Consider the following 13585-nt stretch of genomic DNA (forward strand, 5'->3'; position numbering starts at 1 on the left):
CAACGGAATTGATCCGTGGCGGATCATACATGGTTGATCGACAATGACGACAGGGCAATGGCAGCTGGCGCATGGGCGTCATCTCGACCTTGGCGGCAAGGCCGTGATCGTGGGTATCCTCAATGTCACGCCGGACAGTTTCTCCGACGGTGGGCAGTTTGCAGCACCCGAACAGGCGGTGGCCCAGGCGCGCCGGATGGTGGAAGAAGGGGCCTCCGTCATCGATGTCGGCGGAGAATCGACACGCCCCGGTGCGTCTGCGGTAACCATTGAGGAAGAGCAGGCCCGCGTGCTGCCCGTCGTCGAGGCGCTCGCCAGGCTTGGCGAGACGCTGATTTCGGTCGACACCTATCGCGAGGACACCGCCCGGCTTGCCGTCGCCGCCGGCGCGCATATCGTCAACGATGTCTGGGGCCTGCAGCGCGAACCAGGCATTGCACGCGTCGCGGCCGAAACCGGCGCCGGGCTCGTCATCATGCACACCGGGCGTGACAGGCAAAAACTGCCCGACGTGATCGAGGATCAGTTTTTCTTCTTGAGGAAGTCACTGGAAATCGCCCGCCGGAGCGGCGTTGCCGATGACCAGATCGTGCTCGATCCGGGCTTTGGCTTCGCCAAGGAGACAGCCGAGGAGAACCTCGACCTGATGGCACGGTTTTCCGAACTTGGTGCCTTGGGCTGTCCGCTGATGGCGGGCACATCGCGAAAGCGCTTCATCGGCGCCGTCACCGGCCGCGACGCCTCGGCCAGGGGTGCTGGAACAGCGGCGACGAGCGTCATCCTGAGGCTCAAAGGCGCGCAGCTTTTTCGCGTCCACGATGTCGCAATCAATGCGGATGCGCTGGCGCTTGCGGATGCTATGCTGGCGCGTGAAACCGCCGCATAGGCTCGAAGTCGGAATCGATTTCTTGCTGCGCTGACCTCCGGTTCGGAAAGCGCGATGCGTGGATCTAAAACGTTAGAGCATAGTTGTACGTCCAGGTGGACGCACCTCGCTCTAATCGAGCAGGACGCTGAGCGATGTATGTCATCCGCATGAAGAACTGCGCTTTCTTCGCCCGGCACGGCGTTCTGGATGAGGAGGAGACGCTCGGCCAGCGCTTCTATGTCGACGCTACGCTCACCGTCGAACCCGGCCGCGCGCTGGTCGATGATTCCATCGAGGATACCGTCCACTATGGTGTCGCCTTCGGGGTGATCGAAAAGATCATAACCGGGGAGAGGCGGTTTCTGATAGAAGCGCTGGCGCTGGAAGTGGCTCGGGCGTTGACGGCCCGGTTTCCCCAGATCAAAAGAGCCGAGATCACTGTGCGCAAGCCGAACGCGCCGGTGCCCGGCGTACTCGATCATGTCGAGGTGACCGTTGTCTGGCCAGAATAATAATAACGATAACACTGTCTACCTCAGCCTTGGCGGCAATCTCGGCGACCCGGCAAAGTCGATGGCTGCTGCGCTGCGCATGCTGGACGCCGACGAGAACGCGCGCGTCGTCGTCGTCTCTTCGCTTTACCGCACGCCACCCTGGGGCAAGCTCGACCAGCCGCATTTTCTCAATGCGGCTGCCGAAATTTCGACTTCGCTCGCACCACATGCATTGCTCGATCTTTGTCTTGACGTCGAACGCAGACTGAAGCGGGTGCGCGAGGAACGCTGGGGCCCACGCCTGATAGACATCGATATTCTGGTGTTCGGCGATCGGATCATCCACGAAACCGGGCTGGAAGTGCCGCATCCGCGCATGCTGGAGCGCGCCTTTGTTCTGGCGCCGCTGGCCGAGATCGCGCCCCGCCTCACCGTAGGCGGCAGAAGCGTGCCGGAGCGGCTTGCCGCTCTCGACAGCGCCGGCATCGAGCAATTGTCGTCCGGCCGGGATTGGTGGCTGGTCTAATGCATGTCGCCCAGTGACTTCGGTTTTGGGACAACGACATGCATAGAAACAAAAACCTAAAGCGCGTCGCATGAATCCGTTTCAGCGACGCGCTTTAGAGCCGGATGCGTTCAAATTGAACTGAGCATCCCGCTCTATCTGTTTGTTTTAGCCGCATTTCTGCGACGCCAGGTGATTCCACTTGGCTGCAAAAAGCTCAGCCGGAAAATCCGCCGCCGTCGAGGAACGCCTGTTCCTCCGGTGTCGTCTCGCGGCCAAGCATCCTGTTTCGATGCGGAAAGCGGCCGAAGCGCTGGATGATCTCCAGATGCTCGGCCGCATATTTCAGATAGGATTGGGCCCTGGCGGTGAAGAGGTCCATCGATGTGAGCTGATCAGCGAGATGCTCGGAATGCTCATACGGCAAATAGAGAAAAGCGCGCAGGTCTTCGTCGAGCGCCATGTCCTGGCCGGCGGCGATCGCCTTTTCGGCGAAATGCCGTGCCAGCGGGTCGGTAGCGTACATATGGCCGGTGCCGCGAAAGCAGTTTCGCGGGAATTGGTCGAGCAGGATCATCAGCGCCAGTGAGCCTTCGGCATGTTCCGACCAGTCGTCACATTCCCGCCGCGCGGCGGCGTAATGCAGGTCCAAAAACCGATTGCGGAACTCCGCGTCGAAGGCGTCATTCTTCTCGAACCATGCATCCTTCCCGGCGTCACGCCAGAATTTGGCGACTGGAACGGCTCGGCTATCCATGTCCATCAATGGTTCCTCGATCAGTCCGCAGACTCGGATTTATGCAGCACGCCGGCGGTCTCTTCGTTGAGCGCCTGGCCGGTGCGGCGTGGCGGGGTGAGCGGTGTCGGGATGGGCGTGCCGATGTTGCCCTTCAGGAAGCGTTGTCCGGCGCGAATGCCTTCAGCGAGCTGCATTTCGAAGCGGGCGGAGTCGCGGCGCCGGACGTCCTCGATCACTTCGGCGACCTCTTCCGGGTCGATGCCCAGGGCTTCGAGGGTGGAACCGCCGAAAACGAGGGCTGATTCGAAGGTTTCCCGGAGCTGGAAATCGACGCCCGCACGAATCAATTGCAGCGCGGTGCCGCGATCGAAGGCTCTTGCCAGCACCGTGAGCAAGGGAAACTCCCCCTTGATGAGTTCGGCAATGCGGATGGCGACATCGGCCTTGTCGACGCATATGAGCACGGCGCGCGCGCGGCCGGCACCTGCGGCATGGAGAATGTCCAGCCGCGTGCCGTCGCCATAGTAGACCTTGAAGCCGAAATCGGCGGCCGCCTGGATCATTTCGACGTCATTGTCGATGATCGAGACATCGATCCCGCGCAACAGCAGAGGCTGGCTGGCGATCTGGCCGAACCGGCCGAAACCGATGATCAGCACGCTGCCGGAAAGGCCATCGGCGACGTCGACGCCTTCGAGCGACTGCTCGTCGCGCGGGGTGAGATATCGCAGCGCTACGATGGCCAGCGGCGTCAGCACCATGGAGATTATGACGATCGCCGTCAGTGTCGCATTGGCCTGGCTGTCGATGATGCCGACCGCCGCTGCCGCGGAATAGAGAACGAAGGCGAATTCGCCGCCTTGCGCCATGAAGACGGCGCGCTCAAGCGCTTCGCGATGGCCGGTCTTGAGGATGCGGGCGACGAGATAGATGCCGAACGCCTTTATCGCCATGTAGGCGACGACGTAGACGGCGACGAGCCGCCAGTTCTCGACGACCACGCGCAGGTCGAGCGACATGCCGACCGCGAGGAAGAACAGCCCGAGCAGGACACCGCGGAACGGTTCGACGTCGGCCTCCAGCTGATGGCGGAAGGTGGATTCCGACAACAGCACGCCGGCCAGGAAAGCGCCCATCGCCATCGACAGGCCGCTGAGCTGCATGGCAAGCGCCGATCCCAGAACGACCAGAAGGGCGGCCGCGGTCATTACCTCGCGGGCGCGGGCATCCGCCAGGATGCGGAAGAACGGATTGAGCAGATAACGCCCGGCCAGCACCAGCCCGACGATGGCGGCAAGGCCGATGCCCACTTCCGTCAGCCGGTCCGACAGGCTCATGTCGCCACCGCCCGGCGCCAGGAAGGCGATGAGGGCCAGCAGCGGCACGATTGCCAGATCCTCGAGCAGCAGGATGGAGACGATGCGCTGGCCTTTGGGCGCCGCGATCTCGCCGCGTTCCTCCAGAAGCTGCATGACGATCGCCGTCGAGGTCAGCACGAAGCCGGCGCCGGCGACGAAGGATTGCGAGATCGGAAAACCGCCCGCCAGTCCGACGCCGGTCAGCAACAGCGCACACACGCCGACCTGCAATGCCCCAAGGCCAAAGATCTCTCGCCTGAGGCCCCATAGCCGTGACGGCTGCATCTCCAGCCCGATGATGAACAGGAACATGACGACGCCGAGCTCGGCGACATGAAGAATGGCTTCCGATTCGGAGAAGATGCCGATGCCGAACGGGCCGATCACAACGCCGGCCGCCAGATAGCCGAGGATGGAGCCGAGCCCCATGCGCTTGAAGATCGGCACGGCGACAACACCTGCGGCGAGCAGCGCCACCACGTGGATAAGATCGCTGCCCGCTGCCTCTGCCGCCATGCCTGCCGTTCCGTTCTTTTTAGCGACCGCTGCACGTGCTGCGGCATCAAGCGGCCAAGATAGGGGCTTCGGCGGAGATCGAACAGTCCGAATCCGGAAACCGGTGCAGCAGTGTTGCGGGCGCGCTCCACAACTTTGTGGACCCGCCGCGTTGCGTGTTGCTGCAATCAGGCGCTAAGGACGCGCGGCTTTGGCCATCGAAGGGCGGGCGACGATCAAGTCGGCCGTCTTTTTTTGAGGGAGACAACTGACATGAAGGCGTTTTTGCTTGTTGCCGTTGGCATCGCGGCACTTGCCGGTTCGGCCTGTTCGAAGGCGCCGGAATGCACGGCCGAAATGCTGGCCAAGAAGGCTCAGGACATGACTGCAGCCCTTCAGGAGGTGATTGCAAAGGATCCGGCCAAGGCAGCCGATCTCACCACCAAGGTCCAGGCGGTCACAACCAAATATCAGGGCACCACGACGGCCGACGAGGCCTGCAAGGCCTATGACGAGCTGACTGCCGCCATCAAGAGCTGACCACCGACTTGAGGTTTGCAAAAAGCGGCGGCCGTGGTTGCCGCTTTTTTGAGCTCCGCACGTCCATTTGGACGCGCACAATGGTCGCTCAGTTCGGCGCGATGGAGCCGACTTGGAGCGTATCGACCCGCTTCAGCTTCATGCCGATGACCGGCACCAATTGCTGGTCGACGCGCACCGCAACAGTCACCGTCATCGAATTGTCGTTGGGGACAAGAGCCTGCATGACGCCGCGCAACTGGTTGCGGTTGATGGTGAAGACGACCTTGTTGGCATCGACCACGTTGCCGCCGACGATGTCGAGACCGGAACCGGCGGCGCCGCCCATGAAGCTGCCCCTGTAGCCCTCGCGGCCCTTGTGCTGGATCGTCGCCGACATCTGCTGGGTGAACATCCCGACCCGGCAACCGCCGTCGAGCGACATGCCGATCTTGCCTTCAGGCGTCGAACCGGTGAAATTGCAGGTGAATTTCGTGCCCTTGTATTTGCCGGCGACGATTTCCCCCGGGCCGACCCATTTGCCTTCCACCGATTGAAAGAACCTCTTGTCCCGTTCCGCTGCAAAGGTCTTTTCGACCAGGCCGACAGTTGTTGAAACCACGACCGCCATGGGCAGGACGCTAGACAAGATCACGCTTTTCATCGACGACACCCGGCAACAAAGAGACTGGTTTTGAGCACGTCCGAACCATGAACAAGATTGGTTAATGCTTCGTCACCGCCTGGCGCGTGACCCGGAAATCGGAATCGATTTGCGCTGAGGATCGTGCGTAAAATCGGCGTGCTGCAGCGTCCTTTGCGTGCCCCAGCACTCGCGCCCCAGGGCGATTGTCATGTATCGGAAGCGGATGTTTCCTTCTGCTTCTTTGTTGCGAACGATGTCAGCGCTGACAGGAAATCGCCCATTCCGGGCCGTCTCGCGGCGCTGAAGGGCAGGGGCCTTGCGGTCTCCATCGCAGCGATGCCGATGCGCGCCGTCATCATGCCGTTGACGACGCCTTCGCCAAGCTTTGCCGAGAGCCGAGCGGCAAGGCCATGGCCGACGATCTGCTGAACGAAGCTGTCGCCGACGGCGATCGAGCCGGTCACCGCCAGATGGGCGAGAACGCTGCGCGCCAGCCGGAAGAATCCCAGCGTGCCCGGCCGGCCGCCATAAAGCTCCGACAGGCGGCGAATCAGCCGGCCGGCTTCGAACACGACATAGGCGACGTCGACCAGAGCGCGAGGGCTGACCGCTGTCACGAGCGACACACGCTTTGCCGCTTCGAGGATCATCACCTTGGCGCGCGCATCGAGGGGGCCGAGGATTTCGGTCTCGGCCAGGCGCACCAGATTGCCGCCGTCGATGATCTCGTCGCGCAATTCAGCCAGCGAGCGTCTGCCGGCCGCGGTCTCGGGCTTGGCCGCGACAAAGGCGGAGAGTTCGTCGATCACGGCCCGTGCGGCCTTCGGGTCGTCGCGGGCGATGGCGTCGAGTGCCTGTTTCTGCAGCTTCTCGACCTCGGCGAGGCGGGCGATCGCCAGGACCTCGCGGACAAGGATGACCAGAAGCGCCAGCACCGCGATCACGGCCATCGCGGCGGCCAGCCAGCCAAGCCATTCGGAGCGCGCGAACAGATCGCGAATCAGCTGGTCGGTCCAAAGGCCGACGGCCAGCGAAACCAGAACGCCCAATGCGCCGAAAAACAGACTGCCTGATATCGAACGCTTCCGCGGCGCGGTCGCCGGCGGCGGTTCGGCGGCGACGATGTCGGGCTCGTCGAAGACGTCGATCTCGGCGGGCACGACGACCGAGACATCCGTCTTCACCGCACGTGGCTTTCGCGCCGACGGGGCGTCGGGCTGGCGAAAGGCGGCCTGGTCCTTTGGCGGGACTTCCGGCTCGATGCGAAATGCTGCCGGCTTGCGGGGCGCGGTCATGCCAGATGATCTCCGATCAGGAACTGCAGGGCGCGGTCGAGCCTGATATGCGGTAGCGACAGCGTGACGCCTTCAGCGGTGCGTTCGAGTTTTGGCGGGCGAAAACGCACGAAGCGGATCGCCGGATCTTCATTGCTCTGGCGATGGTCCGGGCCAGAAACGTCGAACACTGCATCAATTTTCTCCGGTAAATCACCGGGAAATATCGCCGTTTCGGTATTTCCATCGAATGTTTCGCCGTTGATCCTTTCGCCTTTCAACGGTGTGCCGATGATGACCGGCAGTGTCTCACGGCCCTGCTTGACCGTGCCTTCCCGGGTCGCGCGCACGGCCGCCAGGGCGACCACATCAACATCGGCGCCGGTGAAATTCGCCCGCGCCATGGCACGGTCGGCAAGCCGCCGCACGATCGCCTGCAGCCGGTCGTGGCTTTCGTGGTGCAGATGGTCCGCCTTTGTCGCCGCCACCAGTATGCGGTCGATGCGCCTTGAAAAAAAGTCAGTCAGGAAGTTGCCGCGGCCGGGGCGGAAACAGGCGAGGATTTCGGTCACCGCACGTTCGAGATCGGCCATCGCGCCGGGGCCTGCGTTCAGGGCCTGCAGAGCGTCGATCAGCACGATCTGACGGTCGAGGCGCGTGACGTGTTCGCGGAAGAACGGCTTGACGACATGCGTCTTGTAGGCCTCGTAGCGCCGCTCCATCATTGCTTGCAGCGACCCGGAACGCGCCCGCCGTTCACTCAGGCCTGGAAAGGGCGCGAAAGTCAGTGCTGGTGAGCCCTCAAGATCGCCGGGCATGAGGAAACGGCCGGGCGGCAAGGTCGAAAGTGCCCGCTCGTCGAGCTTGCATGCCTTGAGATAGGCGGCGAAGCTCTCGGCGAGGCGGCGCGCCGCCATCTCGTCGGCGTCCGCATTCGGGTCGACCGCGGCGGAGAGCGCGCGCCATTCCTGCGAAAGGTCGACGCGCACCGGCAGCACGGCCATCTCGAAGGCTTCGCGAGAGAAATCGGCATAGGATTTGCCGAGCAGCGGCAGGTCGAGCAGCCATTCGCCGGGATAGTCGACGATGTCGACCGACAATCTGCCTGATGAAAACATGCGGCTCCAGCCGGAGGCCGATTCATATTCGATGGTGAGCCTCAGCTCGGAAATGGCACGTGTCGAATCCGGCCAGAGGCGGTCGTCGACCAAGGCCGCGACGTGATCCTCGTACTGGAATCGCGGTACGGCGTCATCCGGCTGCTCTTCGAGGAAGGCGCGGGCGATGCGTCCCGATTTCTGCGCCTCGAACAGCGGCAAACGCCCGCCATGGATCAGATTGTGGACGAAGGCCGATATGAACACCGTCTTGCCTGCGCGGGAAAGGCCGGTGACACCCAGCCGCAGCGATGGCGAGAAAAGCCCTGTAGCGCGCCCCGACAGCGTATCCAGGGCAATCTTCGCCTCGTCGGTTAAAGTGGTCAGCGACGATGCCAAATCAATTCTCTCGGGGCTTCGGTACGCTCCGATATAGACGCTGCCGCCTAGTGTGGCGAATCCGAAATTCGCGGTACCTTGGAGCAGCACAGTGAGCGAATTTCGGATTCGTCACACTACCAAACCATTGATTCTAGTGTGGTTTTTGATTTTAGATGGCGACTTCATAGATCGGCAGGCGTCAGGAAGGCTTCGAGATAGCCGGTGCCTTGCGCAGCATCGGCAAGACTGCCGGGAAACCGGACGACCGCAAGGCCGGAGGCCGGGAAGCCGTAGTTCAGCATCCCCCTGGCAGTCTCGTCGCCGTGGCCCGAAAGCGCAATGGCGAGATCTTCTGTCATCGGGTTGTGGCCGATGACGAGCAGCGAGCCTGACCCGCCATTGCCGCGGATGAGGTTGAGATAGCTGGCAGCATCCTCGCTGTAGAGCGTATCCAGGAACAGGACCCGGCCTGTATCGGTGTGGCCGGCCAGACCTTCCAGCGTTTGGCGCGCCCGTTTTGCGTTGGAGCAAAGGGTGAGGTCCGGAATGTAGCTGCGGGTCCGCATGGCCGCGCCGATCGTTTCGGCGTCGGCTAGACCGGATGCGTCGAGCGGACGATCGAAATCGCGTACGCCCGGCAGGGCCCATCCGGCCTTCGCATGCCTCAGCAGATAAAGCTTGCTCACCGGCCCCTCGCTTGTGCCAAACACCGAAACTCGTCAAAAGGCGCCGCAGGATTAGCCATGAGAAAGGCCTTGTGCACAATGGCCGGCACTCTTCAAGCTCAACGAATCATACACGAATCCGGTTGTGCCCTTCATGCAAAAGACGTTGACAGTATCCTTCGGCCCGACATTAACAATTGCGTGAAACTGTCACCGATTACGCTTGTGCAGCATTCGCTCCGCGAATATATAGGCGCCAAATTTGGGGCTGTTTGGGTGAGTCGAATGAACGACATCGTTACCGCCGATTACGTACCCTCCGAAGACGAGCCGTTCATGAACGAGCGGCAGAAATCCTACTTTCGCTTAAAGCTCGTCACCTGGAAGAACGACATACTGCGCGAAGCGCGCGAAACTCTCGAAATCCTTCAGCAAGAAAACGCTAACCATCCCGATCTCGCCGATCGCGCCTCTTCGGAAACCGACCGCGCCATCGAACTTCGCGCCCGCGATCGCCAGCGAAAACTCATTTCAAAGATCGATTCCGCGCTCCAGCGCCTCGACGAAGGCACTTACGGCTATTGTGAGGAAACCGGCGAGCCCATCGCGCTGAAGCGGCTCGATGCGCGTCCGATCGCGACCTTGTCGATCGAGGCGCAGGAGCGCCACGAGCGCCGCGAGAAGGTCTACCGCGACGACTGAAGCACACGCGAAGCGTCCAAAATACAGCCTAGGAATTTTGTCATGGCCGGTTGCGGCCATTTTTTTGTTCGATTTTGTTGACGGTTCGCCGGCCGATTATCTTTTCTGGCTGGACAACTCGCCGAGAAGCTTCGTCATCTCGTCATCGAGAGACGGTGGCGCTTTTGCCGCTGGCTGGCTCACCGGCCTGCTGGCCTGCGGGTCGTCGAACGAAACCTCGAGCTCCTTCATCAGCGTATCGTCAAGGGAATCCTGCGTTGCCGGGGAATCCTGGCTTGTCGGCGATGGGACGTGTCGAACGGCATTGGCATTCGCCGATCCGTAGGTAGGCATCGGCGTGATGGTCGCCGACTGGCGACTTTGCGCTGCCGGCTTCGGCGCTGGCGCCGGTGCCGTCTGATGGGGCCGGACAGGCGTTGGGGCAGCGCTTGCCGGCTGCGGAGGTGGTGCTTGCCTCACCGGCGCAGGGGCGGGTTGAGGTGTTCGCGGCCGGGGCGCCGGCTGATGGCCGCCGCTATCTCCGGTCAGCGCAGGACGGCGCAGCGCCGACAGCCTGATGTCGCGTTCGACGACGACGTCGGTCGGGCCGCCGATCAGCAGCAGGTGCTCGATATCGTCACGGCGCACCAGCACCAACCGACGGTGACTGTCGACAGCGGTGGCGTCCATGACGGCCAGTCGCGTCTTGCGGTTTCTGCCGCCGGCAACGAATGTCCCGAAGGTCAGACTGCGGATCAGCTTGATGATGAGGAGAACAACGACCAGAAGGACAAGCGCGACTAACGCCCACAGGATTGCCGCGGCATAACCAGGACCCGCCACGCTATCCAGCCACTGCAGCATTGGTGCCCCCAAAATCGGCTTTCGAAGAAGACGCGACACTAGACTGTTGCGGCAGGCCACCGCAAGTTGCCTTTCGCGCTTCGTGAACAAGCTTGAACACCAGTGTGGTGGATTTGAAGTTCCAGCGAATTGAGGGCGTCAGCGTTCCGGAGCTCAAATCCACCACACTGGATTTTTCGGCCAAGTTGCTGGTGGTGATGAATCCGAAATTCGCTACGCGCTGCACCCAAGGGTGATGCGAATTTCGTATTCACCACACCGGGCGCCGAACGGCGTCATTTTTAGCGGACATTTGCCGCCAAGGCCTTTTCCGGACCCTGAGAATATGATTCAACCGGGCAGGGGCAAGTACCGGAATTCACGAGCAGGGGGCACATGGCCAAGGAAGCGCGCGGCGATTTCTATCCGGTACCGATCGTCGACCAGAGCACGCGACCGGGTGCGGTCACCCGGCTCATCATCTTCATCGTCGTCCTGACGGGCGCCGCGATCGTCTTCGGCCTTTTCCGCGAACGTCTTGGCGATCCATTCCTGCTTGGAATGCTCGGCGTGCTGGCGATGATCGGCGTCGGCTTCCTGTTCGCCACCGCCATCGGCTTCGTGCAGATCACACCGCGCTCGACGAGTGACGAACTGTCGAAAGCCTTCGTCGATTCAATGTCGCAAGGTCTTCTCGTCACCGACACGAAGGGTCGTGTCGTCTACGCCAATCGGGCCTATGCCAACATGACGGGCGCGGCGTCCGCCGCGGACCTCAAGACGGTCGAAGGATTGCTGTCCGATATTCCCGAGGCCTCGGTGACCATATACCGGCTTGCCTCCGGCCTGCGCGACGGCCAGCCCGGCGACGGGGAGTTTCGGCTTGCGCAATCCATTCGACCCGGCGCCGAGCCGGGCGCGCGCTGGTATCGCGCCCGCGCCCGCGCCTTCAGCGTTCCAGGCCAGCGGCTGCCCTTGCTCGCCTGGCAACTTGCCGACGTCTCGGAAGAACGGGCCGAGCAGGAGCGGTTCTTCCTCGATCTGCAAAAGGCCATCGATCACCTCGACCATGCACCGGCCGGCTTCTTTTCAGCCGACCAGGAAGGCCGCGTCACCTACATCAACGCCACGCTTGCGGAGTGGCTGGGCATCGACCTGACGAGCTTCACGCCTGGCGCCGTCACCCTTCCGGAGATCGTCGCCGGCGACGGCATGGCGCTGGTCCGCTCGGTCAAGGCCGATCCCGGCACCACGCGCAATGCGGTCATCGATCTCGATCTGACGACAGTGAAGGGCGAGGCGCTGCCCGTGCGTTTCATGCATCGGGTTTCGGCCAGCCGCGAGGGCATCAACGGTCCGACGCGCACCATCGTGCTCAACCGGACGCAAGGCGAAGACGCTTCCGCCGATCTTCGCGCCTCGGAGATCCGCTTCACCCGTTTCTTCAATTCCACCCCGATGGCAATAGCAGCCGTGGACAGCAGCGGGCGCATCTTGCGCACCAACGCACCTTTCCTGTCGCTGTTTTCCTCCGTCGTCGACGGGGACGCGGTCGATCGGCGCGTGAGGTTGGACACGGTGATCCATGAGCGCGACCGGCCCGCCTTTGCCGTGGCGTTCGAGAAAGCGCGACAGCGGCAGGCCGACATCGAACCAATCGATACGCTGCTTCCCGGCAACGAGGAACGGCACATGCGCTTCTACGTCAACGCGGTCGCCGACGGCACCGGCGAGGGCGCCGAAGAATCGGCTATTGTCTACGCCGTCGAGACCACCGAGCAGAAGGCGCTCGAGGGCCAAATGGCGCAAAGCCAGAAGATGCAGGCGGTCGGCCAGCTCGCCGGCGGCATCGCACACGACTTCAACAATGTGCTGACCGCCATCATCATGGCGTCGGACCTTTTGTTGACCAACCATCGCCCGTCCGACCCGTCCTTCCCGGACATCATGAACATCAAGCAGAACGCCAACCGAGCGGCCTCGCTGGTGCGGCAGCTTCTGGCCTTCTCGCGCAAGCAGACGCTGCGGCCGGAAGTGCTCAACCTGACCGACGTGCTTGCCGATCTCCGGATGCTGCTGGCCCGCCTGGTCGGCAACGACATCAAGCTGAAGGTCGATCATGGTCGCGACCTGTGGCCGGTGAAGGTCGACATCGGGCAGTTCGAGCAGGTGGTGGTCAATCTGGCGGTCAATGCGCGCGATGCGATGCCGACTGGCGGCGAGCTCACCGTGCGCACCCGGAATGTGACTGCGGAGGAGAGCAAGGGCCTTTCCTACCGCGAACTTGCGCCGGCCGACTATGTGGTGGTCGAAATCGAAGACACCGGCAGCGGCATCGCCCCCGAAGTGCTCAAGAAGATTTTCGAACCCTTCTTCACCACCAAGGAGGTCGGCAAGGGCACCGGCCTCGGCCTGTCCATGGTCTATGGCATCATCAAGCAGACGGGCGGCTTCATCTTCTGCGATTCCGAAGTCGGCAAGGGATCCGTGTTTCGCATCTTCCTGCCGCGATACATTGCAGAGGCGAGACTGGCAGGTGAACCCGGCGAGGCGCCGGCTGCTCCGGCAAAGATCGCCGACACGGCCAAGGATTTGTCGGGCTCGGCGACGGTGCTGCTCGTCGAGGACGAGGATGCCGTGCGCATGGGTGGCATGCGGGCGCTGACATCGCGTGGTTACACCGTCCACGAAGCGTCCTCGGGCGTCGAGGCGCTGGAAGTCTTCGAAGCGCTCGGCGGCAAGGTCGACATCGTCGTTTCCGACGTGGTGATGCCTGAAATGGACGGGCCGACGCTGCTTGGCGAATTGCGCAAGCGGCAGCCGGACATCAAATTCGTCTTCGTTTCCGGCTACGCGGAGGATGCGTTCGCCAAAAACCTGCCGGCAGACGCGCATTTCGGGTTCCTGCCGAAGCCGTTTTCGCTCAAGCAACTGGCCACAATCGTCAAGGATGTGCTGGAATCTTAGGGTTTGCTAATTCTCGCGCTTGCGTAATGACGTGAGACTGGCATGATCATGCG

14 protein-coding genes are annotated in these 13585 nt (G+C 62.3%); 7 read left to right on the forward strand and 7 right to left on the reverse strand.

Going from position 1 to position 13585, the window contains the following annotated elements; genetic code table 11:
* The first annotated feature begins 43 nt into the window (after positions 1–43).
* The 3 genes from folP (at position 44) to folK (ending at position 1888) form a co-directional block, all read left to right on the forward strand.
* Positions 44–886, forward strand: a complete 843-nt coding sequence (gene folP / locus EJ066_RS22570; protein WP_126041827.1) for a dihydropteroate synthase — start codon at positions 44–46, stop codon at positions 884–886.
* Positions 887–1020: 134 nt separating this feature from the next.
* On the forward strand, positions 1021–1380 hold the full coding sequence (gene folB / locus EJ066_RS22575; protein ID WP_126041829.1) for a dihydroneopterin aldolase: 360 nt from the start codon (positions 1021–1023) through the stop codon (positions 1378–1380).
* Positions 1364–1888 carry a 2-amino-4-hydroxy-6-hydroxymethyldihydropteridine diphosphokinase gene (folK, locus tag EJ066_RS22580; protein ID WP_126041831.1) on the forward strand — a complete coding sequence of 175 codons (525 nt, stop codon included), beginning with the start codon at positions 1364–1366 and terminating at the stop codon, positions 1886–1888. The genes folB and folK overlap by 17 nt, the downstream gene beginning before the upstream one ends.
* A gap of 196 nt (positions 1889–2084) precedes the next feature.
* Here the strand turns inward: folK and EJ066_RS22585 are convergent, their stop codons facing one another.
* Together EJ066_RS22585 and EJ066_RS22590 are read right to left on the reverse strand one after the other, a co-directional pair.
* A complete protein-coding gene (locus EJ066_RS22585; protein ID WP_126041833.1) occupies positions 2085–2630 on the reverse strand; it encodes a DUF924 family protein in 546 nt (181 codons plus the stop codon).
* 14 nt (positions 2631–2644) lie between these two features.
* The gene (locus tag EJ066_RS22590; protein WP_126041835.1) at positions 2645–4480 is read right to left on the reverse strand and encodes a monovalent cation:proton antiporter-2 (CPA2) family protein; all 1836 of its coding nucleotides are present in this window, start codon (positions 4478–4480) and stop codon (positions 2645–2647) included.
* Between the two features lie 252 nt (positions 4481–4732).
* Here EJ066_RS22590 and EJ066_RS22595 point away from each other — a divergent pair, with 252 nt between their 5' ends.
* Entirely contained in the window at positions 4733–4999 is a 267-nt protein-coding gene (locus EJ066_RS22595) for a hypothetical protein (protein WP_126041838.1), read from the forward strand.
* Between the two features lie 88 nt (positions 5000–5087).
* On the opposite strand, the gene EJ066_RS22600 is transcribed toward EJ066_RS22595, so the two are convergent.
* The 4 genes from EJ066_RS22600 to EJ066_RS22615 form a co-directional block, all read right to left on the reverse strand.
* On the reverse strand, positions 5088–5642 hold the full coding sequence (locus EJ066_RS22600; RefSeq protein WP_126041840.1) for a hypothetical protein: 555 nt from the start codon (positions 5640–5642) through the stop codon (positions 5088–5090).
* A 188-nt stretch (positions 5643–5830) separates the two neighbouring features.
* A complete protein-coding gene (locus EJ066_RS22605; protein WP_126041842.1) occupies positions 5831–6919 on the reverse strand; it encodes a YcjF family protein in 1089 nt (362 codons plus the stop codon).
* The gene (locus EJ066_RS22610) at positions 6916–8394 is read right to left on the reverse strand and encodes a YcjX family protein (protein ID WP_126041844.1); all 1479 of its coding nucleotides are present in this window, start codon (positions 8392–8394) and stop codon (positions 6916–6918) included. Before EJ066_RS22610 ends, EJ066_RS22605 begins: the two co-directional genes overlap by 4 nt.
* Before the next feature lie 164 nt (positions 8395–8558).
* Positions 8559–9062, reverse strand: a complete 504-nt coding sequence (locus EJ066_RS22615; RefSeq protein WP_126041846.1) for a histidine phosphatase family protein — start codon at positions 9060–9062, stop codon at positions 8559–8561.
* 264 nt (positions 9063–9326) lie between these two features.
* On the opposite strand from EJ066_RS22615, the gene dksA reads away from it, so the two are divergent.
* A complete protein-coding gene (gene dksA, locus EJ066_RS22620) occupies positions 9327–9743 on the forward strand; it encodes an RNA polymerase-binding protein DksA (protein WP_023717816.1) in 417 nt (138 codons plus the stop codon).
* A gap of 96 nt (positions 9744–9839) precedes the next feature.
* On the opposite strand, the gene EJ066_RS22625 is transcribed toward dksA, so the two are convergent.
* Complete coding sequence (locus EJ066_RS22625) at positions 9840–10586, reverse strand: flagellar biosynthetic protein FliO (RefSeq protein WP_189644344.1); 747 nt, start codon at positions 10584–10586, stop codon at positions 9840–9842.
* A 92-nt stretch (positions 10587–10678) separates the two neighbouring features.
* On the opposite strand from EJ066_RS22625, the gene EJ066_RS31500 reads away from it, so the two are divergent.
* Positions 10679–10822: a hypothetical protein gene (locus EJ066_RS31500; RefSeq protein ID WP_189644345.1), complete on the forward strand. Its 144-nt coding sequence runs from the start codon at positions 10679–10681 to the stop codon at positions 10820–10822.
* A gap of 139 nt (positions 10823–10961) precedes the next feature.
* Positions 10962–13532 carry a PAS domain-containing sensor histidine kinase gene (locus EJ066_RS22630; RefSeq protein WP_126041848.1) on the forward strand — a complete coding sequence of 857 codons (2571 nt, stop codon included), beginning with the start codon at positions 10962–10964 and terminating at the stop codon, positions 13530–13532.
* Positions 13533–13585: the final 53 nt, after the last annotated feature.

Origin of the sequence: Mesorhizobium sp. M9A.F.Ca.ET.002.03.1.2, from assembly GCF_003952365.1 — a bacterium.
In the GTDB taxonomy this organism is placed as follows: domain Bacteria; phylum Pseudomonadota; class Alphaproteobacteria; order Rhizobiales; family Rhizobiaceae; genus Mesorhizobium.

Bases quoted from the DNA above. Each gene is read 5' to 3' on its own strand.
- EJ066_RS22630 (WP_126041848.1), top strand. From the start codon at position 10,962: ATGGCCAAGGAAGCGCGCGGCGATTTCTATCCGGTACCGATCGTCGAC.
- dksA (WP_023717816.1), top strand. From the start codon at position 9,327: ATGAACGACATCGTTACCGCCGATTACGTACCCTCCGAAGACGAGCCG.
- EJ066_RS22585 (WP_126041833.1), bottom strand. From the start codon at position 2,630: ATGGACATGGATAGCCGAGCCGTTCCAGTCGCCAAATTCTGGCGTGAC.
- folB (WP_126041829.1), top strand. From the start codon at position 1,021: ATGTATGTCATCCGCATGAAGAACTGCGCTTTCTTCGCCCGGCACGGC.
- folP (WP_126041827.1), top strand. From the start codon at position 44: ATGACGACAGGGCAATGGCAGCTGGCGCATGGGCGTCATCTCGACCTT.
- EJ066_RS22600 (WP_126041840.1), bottom strand. From the start codon at position 5,642: ATGAAAAGCGTGATCTTGTCTAGCGTCCTGCCCATGGCGGTCGTGGTT.
- EJ066_RS22605 (WP_126041842.1), bottom strand. From the start codon at position 6,919: ATGACCGCGCCCCGCAAGCCGGCAGCATTTCGCATCGAGCCGGAAGTC.
- EJ066_RS22595 (WP_126041838.1), top strand. From the start codon at position 4,733: ATGAAGGCGTTTTTGCTTGTTGCCGTTGGCATCGCGGCACTTGCCGGT.
- EJ066_RS22625 (WP_189644344.1), bottom strand. From the start codon at position 10,586: ATGCTGCAGTGGCTGGATAGCGTGGCGGGTCCTGGTTATGCCGCGGCA.
- EJ066_RS22590 (WP_126041835.1), bottom strand. From the start codon at position 4,480: ATGGCGGCAGAGGCAGCGGGCAGCGATCTTATCCACGTGGTGGCGCTG.